Below are 6,854 nucleotides of genomic sequence, written 5' to 3' on the forward strand. Positions count from 1 at the left end.
CGCGACGTGCTCGATATGGTCGCGTGAAATGAAGCTATAGGTCTCCGATGAAACCGGAGCGATTCACCCAGGCCATTGCGGCGTTGTCCCCCTCCGGTGCGGTCCCGCTCACCGCCGGTGACATCATCCGCAGCCGGGTGGATGGCTATGTCCAGAACACCAATGTCTCGGGGTATGTCACGCGCCATTCCTTTGATTTTGCGCAAACCGGCACGATCCGGGTGAGCTTTGAGGGCGCATCGAGTTCGTCAGAGCCAGCCTACTTCCGCGTCACCCGCCTGAGAAACGCGGTGGAAACCGTCCTGGGCAGCTGGGTGCGCACCACAACTGTTCTGACCACAAGTTCCCTTGATGTGGACGTCACCGCGGGGGACCGGGTGCAGGTGCAGTCTCTGGCCTCAAGGCGGACCGAGGGCGTCGACAAGCAGACCACCACCTATTACGGCCATGCGCGCATCCAGAATGTGCGCTTCAAGACGGGTGGGGAAACCCTCATCCCCGGCATTTACGCCCCTGTGGAGAACGACTGATGCAAAACCCCCGATATGTCACCGCTGATCATGGCTCGATCTGTCTGGACCTGCCGGATGGCACGCTGCGTGTTGTGGACCGTGACGGCCCAACGGACCTCTTTGCGCGCGCCGAGGCGGGCGCATTCGGCCCGGTTGCCGCCTTTGACGCGACTCTCGAGGTCACGGCCGTGCCGGGCAGGACCGTCAGTCGTCTGCAGGCCAAGGCCGCGCTGTTGCAGATGGGGCTTCTGGATCAGGTCGACGCCCTTGTGGGCAATCTCGATCAGATGACCCGGCTGGCCTGGGCCGAGGCCACCAGCTTCCGGCGCGACAGCCCGCTGCTCAACGCCCTTGTGACGCATGTGCTCTGGCCCGACGGGGCCCCGCTCACCGGCGCGGATCTCGACGCGCTCTTTGATCTGGCCGAAACCATCGAGGTGTAAGCGATGCGCTACGAACAATTGAACCTGGCAGACGCGGCGGTGCACTTCGACCGATTGGCGCGGATCGTTACGGATGTCCGCGTCAGGAAAAACCTCGTGCCCATCGCCGCTCCTGCCGCCATGGCCAGTTTCTCGAAACGCGGTGACACCGCCGCGCTTGCGTGGGACGGAGATCAGGTGGTCGGCGTCACCTGCCTTGGGCTCTGCCATCACTTCATCGCCGGGCCACAGTGGTTGCCGCTCAAGCTCCATCTCGCGCAAAGCGGCATCGATCTCGGCACGGTCGCCTGCACGCACTTTGTCTACCTCAGCCCCGATTATTGGGGCAGCGGCGCGACCCGCGCACTCACCGAGGCCGCCCGACGCAGCAATCCCGTCATCACCCACACGCTCTCCCACAGCTTTGCAACCAAAGACCTCGAGGACTGGGCCGCCCAGCTGCCGGGGATGGTGGAACTCGCCGTGGCAGCGCCAAGCGGCGGGAGGGTGTTTGTTCGGGAGGTGGGGTGAGGGGAGCAAAACCGCTTTTAGCAAGTCCCTGAAATAGTTCTGCCTGGAAAGCGATTAGAGCGTGTCGCCCTTGATCGGATTCAGGATTCCCCTGCGGTCGAGGCCCCTTTCGCCGCAGGTGGTCGGTCGGCAAGCTCAAAAGCCGGGATCAGCAGTATTTCGCGCGTCTGATCTTGGATCGCGCAGCCCGTGTTTCGAGCTCGCGGTATCGACCGCCTGAATATCGCGCGCAGTCCAATGCATAGCCTTCTCGGATCGCAATTGCACCGATGTCCTCATCATCAAGGAAACATACTCCGACCCAACGGTCATAGGTCCGGTCACCGTTCAGACGGCATACAACGACTTTCCCTTCCACAAGGCGTTTCATAAAAAATGCTGCGTCTTTGCCGACGCGAGTGGAGGTTTCAGGCCCGTCAACGCCGTTGAGCCTGATCGGTGTGCCAGAAACAACGATCGTATCGACGTCTCTGACATGGGTCACTTTGCCTTCGATAATTCGTCCCCCGGCGATGACGGGCAGGCAAGAGACCAGAAGCGCCACCAGGCAGCCAAGAAGTTTCAGGACAGGCATTGTGGCGCTCCGTTTGGGGTTTGGCCTCATCTTTTTGCCTTTCTTGGGTTAGGCATGTCGAGGTCACGAAACCCGCACTTGCTCGTGCGGTAGAATAAGTTTTGAGGTGCATCGAAATCCTATGACGGCCTCACTACGTCTTGCCGACACTTCCCTGTTGGTGCCGGTTGATCGCAAAAATACACGCGCGTCAGATCGGACAGTTCGAGCGCGTCATCAAGCTCGCTCATCACAAGAAGGCCGCCGTCGGAACTGAGCTGCGTGCCACGAAATTCCACCCGTACACGAGGGTCAAAATCGACCCGATCTGTCCGCGGCAAGCCCGCACCCGCCGGTTGCCCCATTAAATCCGCTGGTCATCCCCGTCCGGCTGCTCACCGCGAGTGGTCGGGCGGGGCACAAAGCCCGGTTATTTTTTGCTTGTGGAGGCGTATTTCATCATGTGTTCTGGAAAAAATTTCTCGAATCATGCCGAAACAACAGGAAACAAGCCATTGGCAGTATGTAAAGGAGCAAGATCATGAATGGACTTGAATTGGCGATCAAAGAGGTGAATTCCTCGTTACCAGAAAGGAAATTGGTCGCACTTATCGAGCGGACCGCTTTATCCGCCGATATGAAGGCTATTTTGTCTGACGTGGCGAAAATTACCGTTCGAGTTGGCGGTAAGTTGCTCGCAATCGGCCGTAAAATTCTGTCTGTCGTGTTCGATTTGCTTAAGGCGTTTCCAACTGTAACTCTTGGTGTGATTGCTGCTCTTGTTATCAGCAGTCTTATTGCTGCGATACCTTTGTTCGGTGGGGCATTAGCTGCGGCATTAAGCTCGATACTATTGTTGATCGGTGTGAGCGCAGGTGCGCTTAATGATTTTCTGAGTGACAAGTTGGGTGAGCGGATTGACGCTCTAATAAACTCATTGAGTGCGCTTGCGGAGGTATAGACACGTGTCTCAAAAAAATCTCGTGGATGATCTCAATGAAGTACAACTCGTCGTTTCTGATACAAATCGGTTCAAGATAAAGCTGGGTATAGGAGAGGATGCCTACGGATCACTCAAGCTAACTAAAACGTTGCAAACTATTTGGGATGTTAAAGGTGCAGGCGCAGCTGGAGCTGCAGCCGCCGCTTCACCAGCTGTCGCGACAACGTTTTTTGGTGGCGGAGGTGGTTTGTTGTCTGCGCTTGGTTTCGGCGCTGCCGCGGCAACTCCTGTTGGGTGGATAGTTGCTGCAGCTGTGGGCTCAGGTGCTGCGTACTATGGCGTGATGCGGGTTGTCGACAGCTACAGTTCATCACGCGTTGAGACGATCCCAAAATTTATTAATACGCCCATTGATCTTCTTGGGGCTACGTTGTTCGATATGATGTCGGGACTAGCATTAAAGGTTGCTGACTTTGCCGGAGAAATTGACGATGCAGAACGAGAGGCCATCACCTCATATTTTGAAGATGAGTGGGGTGTCTCACGTGAGTATAGCTGCAAAGCGCTTCCCGTAATTGAGGGTGATATCAAAGAAAGATCGCTGAGAGATATGGCGAAGGCTCTCGCAGAATTTCAACTTGATAATCCCGATTGCAATCCATCAGCTATGAAGGCTGATATTCGTGGTTTTCTTGAAGAGATCGCACATGCTGATGGAGACTTTGATGAACGGGAAGAGCTTGCAATTGACGCAATTGAGCGAGAGTTGAGTGAGCACCTGGCAATATCAAATCAGGCGGCGCGTTCGGCATCAAAATATGCAGGCCTAATTGGAGGCGCAGCTCAAGAAACTGGTAAAAAAGCTTTTGCTGTAGCCAGTGGGCTAATAGGTAGACTATACAAGAAATGATATAGCAATGGTTTATGCTTACATTCCCCAAGTAATCCGCTGATTTTGCTGTCGAGAACATGATATTTCCGATACAAATCATGGTGTTGAAGGCTGTGAGGGGCGCTTTTCATGGATCACCCAGAGGGTGCGGGCTTGCCGCGGGCAGATCGGGTGGATTTCGACCGGAGGGTGCCAACCGGTCGACTATCGTTTTATGCTCGCAACCGCTCCGCAATGCTGCTGCAAACAGGGGCACCAAGGTGTTCGCTCTTTATGATATCGGTTGTGCACCGTGCGGCCGCTCGGCTTGTCAAGTTGGAGCAATTATGCGATCCCAACCGATCGCTTCAGTTCGGGGGCTCCGCCCGTCCCAGTCTCTTGCTGTGCCGAGCGACTTTGGCGCTATCTGAAAGGGGTGCCAAAATGTATAGGTTGCGCCATCACTTTGACTTGGAATGATTTTTATAGTTCGGGACGAAGCTCGGCAAGATGGTTCTGAAGCTGTTACTCCTTCTGTTGGCTGAGAAATTCACACCGCATCGCGAGTATAGGATGTGACAATTCCTCCAAGCTGTCGCTTGCGCCGGATCGGGCCGTCGCGGACGGGTCTGAAATCGACTGGCAGCACGTTGTTGCTGATGTCCCGCCCACGATGCGGGCGCTCAACGTTGTAGTGGCGCACCCATGTGGCCGAGTTACTTCGCCTTCTTGGCTTGCCGAGTCGCCTCAGCTTCGATCATGTCTTCGATCAGCTTGTGCAGTTCTTTGTCTTTGCGCAGACCTGCTTCACCCAGTTTATGCAACTGGCTTTCATTCGCGTCACCGCTGGACCCATGTGCCGCGCTGAGCGCATAACGCTCGACCGCTTTGCTTTGAACTGCGCCTGCGATGTCTTTGGCAATTTGAGTTTTAAAAGCAGCCGGCAGTTTGTCGATCGCTGCATCTCCCAATTTTTTGCGAAGCTTATTGAGGGCGCTTTCTGTAATCGCTGGGACCAGTTTGTTCTGTAGTGTCTCCTGAACTTTTGTCGGCATCTTGCTTGCAAACGAGGCCAGGCTTTTAACGGGAGCGACCTTCAACATGCCTGCGGTCACGGTCTTAAGAAATGCGACTTCAAAGTCTTGTTTGCTGGGGGCCTTGCCCTTTTCGATGATTGGTTTGAACAGTCCAATTGTTTCTTTTGCACCAACGTTGACCATCTGCTGGGCTGCTTTGGTGGACATGATTTTATTGAGAAAAATACCCAAGGCTTGGTGCGGAATAGTTTTTCCAACCTGCGGAATGAGTGCTTGAGACAGTCTGCCAGTGACTTTCGAGAGAGCTGGTCCAGTCAGCTTGCCTCCAACTAAGCCAGCAATTCCTGAAAACATTGTGTCGGTAACTACCTTCTTCATCGCACTGTTCCAGGTGACTGTGTTGCCCGCCAAATAGTTGCCCAGCTGATCAGCGCTGGACTTCATGGCCATGGTGCCTGCCGCTGCAATGGCATGGGCCTCTCCTGGTGATCGCCCACGGACAACCAACTGGGCTGTCATGTAGGTTTGGACTACGGCAAAGTTTATCTCGCTTATGGTCTCGAGTTTATTGTTTATTGCGCCTGCTGCGCCAATTCTTGTCTCGATGAATTTGGAAAAGGCGTCCTGACCCTTCTTGTGCGCCTTTGTTGCTATCTTGTCCTGTTTTAAAACCTTCTCCCAGTCTGGCTGTTTGTGACTGGCAAGCGCTTTCAAGAAAGTAGCCTGAGCGCGTGCGTCAAGTAGCGGACCATAGGGTGGCTCTGATTTTCCGCCTGTCACCGATGCAACGATAAATGATGTAAAGGAACTCACGAAACCATCAGCGCCAGCTGCAATTTCAGAACATCTGTTTGAGAAATCAATCCAGACTTCAGCTTCGGATGAAATCCGGTCAGCTTTTTGTATAACCTTTTTTTTCAATGCTTCTTGGTTTCGGTAAAATTCAGATTTGATTACGTATTTTTGTTTCCCGCCCTCTTTGACCAAGACAACGTTATCGGTATGCTTCTCATCTGCCGCGATCTTGGCGCGTAGTTTTGGTAAGCCTGCCTTCCAAGTCGTTCCGCCTGGATCAACGATCCCATCGGGACGTTTGTTTCCACATTTAGATGACTGGAAGGTCTTGATCGATTTTATCAGGGTGCTGCTACAGTTTCCCGTGACTGTTGCACTGAAGCCGTTCGCTATGAGCATCATTTGCACAAGTCTGACGTCTTCAGGATCGTTCTTGACAGGTGCCCCTTTTGAGATCCGTTTTTTTTCCCCCACGGGTGCTTTAAGGGCCACTGCCATCGGTCGCTCCAATTCAACAAACACGCGCCGTTCTGTTTTGTCGCAGAACGGCGCAGTATTTCTTTGGTAGTACCTAGGCTAGTTCGACCAGCCATTTGCTGCAAAATCTCTTTTGGACATCGGGCATATCTAAATAGTTCAAGTGGTGAGAGGATTATGTGATGTTCTCAGCCAATGAATAGGTTCATCGTAAGCGGTGTTTTTTCCGCACTGCACTGACGGTTTGGGCAATGGGAGAGCCGGTACGCTCGACCTCGTACACGAACTTGCGGCGCACATGGACCATGCAGGCCTGTTCGTCAGCCTTTCCGAGGCCAAACGGGCCATTGAACCCGGCAAAGCCATCGGCATGGACCTTCGCGGTATAGCCTGCGAGATGGTTGGCTGGGCGCTCGCCCTTCCGATCGACACTGAACTGATACCAGGCGCAAGGGGGTGCTGCCCCGCAGCATGGGCGCTCGTCTCGCACGTAACTCCGGAGCCGCGCGGTTTTGGTCTCCGTCGTGTCGGCGCGCACCTGCAGTTTTACGCGGGTGGGCTGACCGGCTTCACCGACGATGAACTCAACGCGCTGATGTCGAGCCTCGAGGAACGCACCGGCCCGCAGGAAGACGATCTCGTCGATGTGAATCGCTCCGGTTTCATCGGAGACCTATAGCTTCATTTCACGCGACCATATCGAGCACGTCGCG

General features: G+C 54.4%; 8 protein-coding genes and 1 pseudogene. 5 read left to right on the forward strand and 4 right to left on the reverse strand.

Annotated elements, in window-relative coordinates; translation table 11 throughout:
• Positions 1-47 precede the first annotated feature (47 nt).
• The 3 genes from C6W91_RS20410 to C6W91_RS20420 are packed head-to-tail and all read left to right on the forward strand — an operon-like array spanning position 48 to position 1,465.
• Positions 48-530 (forward strand): hypothetical protein, encoded by a 483-nt coding sequence (locus tag C6W91_RS20410; RefSeq protein WP_370571515.1) that lies wholly within the window; start codon positions 48-50, stop codon positions 528-530.
• Positions 530-955, forward strand: a complete 426-nt coding sequence (locus tag C6W91_RS20415; protein ID WP_370571516.1) for a hypothetical protein — start codon at positions 530-532, stop codon at positions 953-955. Before C6W91_RS20410 ends, C6W91_RS20415 begins: the two co-directional genes overlap by 1 nt.
• Positions 956-958: 3 nt before the next feature.
• The gene (locus tag C6W91_RS20420; RefSeq protein WP_370571517.1) at positions 959-1,465 is read left to right on the forward strand and encodes a hypothetical protein; all 507 of its coding nucleotides are present in this window, start codon (positions 959-961) and stop codon (positions 1,463-1,465) included.
• A gap of 148 nt (positions 1,466-1,613) precedes the next feature.
• On the opposite strand, the gene C6W91_RS20425 is transcribed toward C6W91_RS20420, so the two are convergent.
• Entirely contained in the window at positions 1,614-2,039 is a 426-nt protein-coding gene (locus C6W91_RS20425; protein ID WP_370571518.1) for a thermonuclease family protein, read from the reverse strand.
• A gap of 191 nt (positions 2,040-2,230) precedes the next feature.
• Positions 2,231-2,383: pseudogene (locus C6W91_RS20430) on the reverse strand (IS1380 family transposase); the annotation flags it as partial.
• A 176-nt stretch (positions 2,384-2,559) separates the two neighbouring features.
• On the opposite strand from C6W91_RS20430, the gene C6W91_RS20435 reads away from it, so the two are divergent.
• Both C6W91_RS20435 and C6W91_RS20440 read left to right on the forward strand, forming a co-directional pair.
• Positions 2,560-2,979, forward strand: a complete 420-nt coding sequence (locus tag C6W91_RS20435) for a hypothetical protein (protein WP_370571519.1) — start codon at positions 2,560-2,562, stop codon at positions 2,977-2,979.
• A 22-nt stretch (positions 2,980-3,001) separates the two neighbouring features.
• On the forward strand, positions 3,002-3,871 hold the full coding sequence (locus C6W91_RS20440) for a TerB family tellurite resistance protein (protein WP_370571520.1): 870 nt from the start codon (positions 3,002-3,004) through the stop codon (positions 3,869-3,871).
• A 677-nt stretch (positions 3,872-4,548) separates the two neighbouring features.
• On the opposite strand, the gene C6W91_RS20445 is transcribed toward C6W91_RS20440, so the two are convergent.
• Positions 4,549-6,162 carry a peptidoglycan-binding protein gene (locus C6W91_RS20445; protein ID WP_370571521.1) on the reverse strand — a complete coding sequence of 538 codons (1,614 nt, stop codon included), beginning with the start codon at positions 6,160-6,162 and terminating at the stop codon, positions 4,549-4,551.
• 184 nt (positions 6,163-6,346) lie between these two features.
• A complete protein-coding gene (locus C6W91_RS20450; RefSeq protein ID WP_370571522.1) occupies positions 6,347-6,679 on the reverse strand; it encodes a transposase in 333 nt (110 codons plus the stop codon).
• Positions 6,680-6,854: the final 175 nt, after the last annotated feature.

Source organism: Phaeobacter sp. SYSU ZJ3003 (genome assembly GCF_041300735.1).
GTDB classification, from domain to species: Bacteria; Pseudomonadota; Alphaproteobacteria; order Rhodobacterales; family Rhodobacteraceae; genus Phycobacter; species Phycobacter gallaeciensis_A.

What these genes read in the sequence shown, in the direction of transcription:
- C6W91_RS20410 (WP_370571515.1), top strand. Translation starts at nt 48, where the DNA reads ATGAAACCGGAGCGATTCACCCAGGCCATTGCGGCGTTGTCCCCCTCC.
- C6W91_RS20415 (WP_370571516.1), top strand. Translation starts at nt 530, where the DNA reads ATGCAAAACCCCCGATATGTCACCGCTGATCATGGCTCGATCTGTCTG.
- C6W91_RS20420 (WP_370571517.1), top strand. Translation starts at nt 959, where the DNA reads ATGCGCTACGAACAATTGAACCTGGCAGACGCGGCGGTGCACTTCGAC.
- C6W91_RS20425 (WP_370571518.1), bottom strand. Translation starts at nt 2,039, where the DNA reads ATGCCTGTCCTGAAACTTCTTGGCTGCCTGGTGGCGCTTCTGGTCTCT.
- C6W91_RS20435 (WP_370571519.1), top strand. Translation starts at nt 2,560, where the DNA reads ATGAATGGACTTGAATTGGCGATCAAAGAGGTGAATTCCTCGTTACCA.
- C6W91_RS20445 (WP_370571521.1), bottom strand. Translation starts at nt 6,162, where the DNA reads ATGGCAGTGGCCCTTAAAGCACCCGTGGGGGAAAAAAAACGGATCTCA.